The organism is Streptomyces sp. NPDC000410 (genome assembly GCF_040300305.1).
In the GTDB taxonomy this organism is placed as follows: domain Bacteria; phylum Actinomycetota; class Actinomycetes; order Streptomycetales; family Streptomycetaceae; genus Streptomyces.
Genome location: NZ_JBEPDM010000125.1, coordinates 1 through 1,902, shown reverse-complemented (window position 1 = coordinate 1,902; position 1,902 = coordinate 1). Strand labels below are relative to the sequence as shown.

Genomic DNA, 1,902 nt, shown 5'->3' with positions numbered 1-1,902 from the left:
GCCGGGGCACATGGTGCCCTCTGCGGTGGTTGTACTCGACGTGCTGCCGTTGACGGTCAACGGGAAGCTGGACCGCAAGGCCCTGCCCACACCGGAGTTCACATCGGGTGCGGGGCGCGGACCGGCCAATGCCCGGGAGGAGATTCTGTGCGCCGCCTTCGCGGAAGTGCTGGGGCTGGAGAGCGTCGGTGTCGACGACGACTTCTTCGCGCTCGGTGGCCACTCCCTGCTCGCGGTGTCGCTGGTGGAGCGACTGCGGGCCTACGGCATCGCGATGTCGGTGCGAGCCTTGTTCGAGACGCCCACACCGGCCGGTCTTGCCGTAGTCGCGGCGCCGGAAGAGGTGGTGGTGCCGGCGAACGCGATCCCCGCGGACGCACGGGAGATCACGCCGGAGATGCTGCCGCTGGTCGAGCTCTCCGTCGCGGAGATCGAGCGCATCACCGAGAGCGTGGAGGGCGGCGCGGCCAATATCGCCGACGTGTACCCCCTCGCCCCGCTCCAGGAGGGCATGCTCTTCCACCACCTGATGGCGGGAGAGAGGGACGGCGAGGACGCCTATGTGACGCCGACCGTGGTGGAGTTCGATACCCGGGCCCGGCTGGACACCTTCTTGGGCGCGCTGCAGCAAGTCGTGGAGCGGCACGACATCTACCGCACGGGTGTGGTGTGGGAAGGACTGCGGGAGCCGGTGCAGGTGGTGTGGCGGCACGCCGTACTGCCGGTCGAGGAAGTGGTACTGGACGCGCACGGGACCGACCCCGTGGACGAGTTGGTGGCGTTGGGCGGTACCTCGATGAACATCGGCCGCGCACCGCTGTTGGACGTCCGAGTGGCGGAGACACCGGAGGGCGGGCGGTGGCTCGCACTGGTACGGGCGCACCACATGGTGCAGGACCACATGGGCATGGAAGTGGTACTCGAGGAGGTGGAGGCATTCCTCGAAGGCCGGGGTGACGGCCTGGCCGAGCCCCTGCCGTTCCGCGACTTCGTCGCGCAGGCGCGCGGCGGGATGGAACGGTCGGCGCACGAGCGCCATTTCGCCGACCTACTGGGCGATGTCACCGAGCCGACCACACCGTTCGGACTGGTCGACGCCGGCCGGGACGGTACGGACGCGGCCCGCGCGGACGCGCAGGTCTCGGAGGAGGTGGCCGGGCGGCTGCGCGAGGTGTCGCGGCGGCTGGGGGCCAGCCCGGCCACCGTGCTGCACGTGGCGTGGGCGCGGGTGCTGGCGGCGGTCAGCGAGCGTGACGACGTGGTGTTCGGGACGGTCCTCTTCGGCCGGATGAGCGCGGGCGCCGGTGCGGACCGGGTGGGCCCCTTCATCAACACCCTGCCGGCTCGGGTACGCATGAACGGGACCGGGGTGCTGGCGGCGGTGGCCGAGATGCGCTCGCAGCTGGCGGGGCTCCTTGAACACGAGCACGCGCCGCTGGCGCTGGCACAGCAGGCCAGCGCGGTGCCGGGTGACGTACCGCTGTTCACCTCGATCTTCAACTACCGGCACAACACCGCCGGACACACCGACGGCCGGTCTGCCGAAGAGGGCACTGGGCCGGACACCGGGACCGAGGGAATCAGGACGGTCTTCACACGCTCGCGCACCAACTACCCCCTCGCCGTCGCGGTCGACGACGACGGAGACCGGTTCGCGCTGAGCGTGGACGCGGTGACTCCCGTGGACCCGGAGAGGGTGTGCGCACTGCTGCACACCACCCTGGAGAACCTGCTGGCAGCGCTGGAGGAGGCGCTGACCGGTGAGCGCGATGTGCCGCTGAGCGACGTCCAGGTGCTTGATGTGGATGAGCGGCGTCGGGTGTTGGTGGAGTGGAATGACACGGTGGCTGAGGTGTCGGCGGTGTCGGTGGTGGAGTTGTTCGAGGGGTGGGTGGCGCGGAC

Annotated in this window: 1 protein-coding gene; it reads left to right on the top strand. The window is 70.2% G+C overall.

The genetic code is table 11. The features are described 5' to 3' along the window. Nucleotides 1-25: 25 nt before the first annotated feature. Nucleotides 26-1,902, top strand: a 1,877-nt coding sequence (locus tag ABT342_RS38020; protein WP_351584171.1) for a condensation domain-containing protein, incomplete at its 3' end; no start/stop codon positions are given.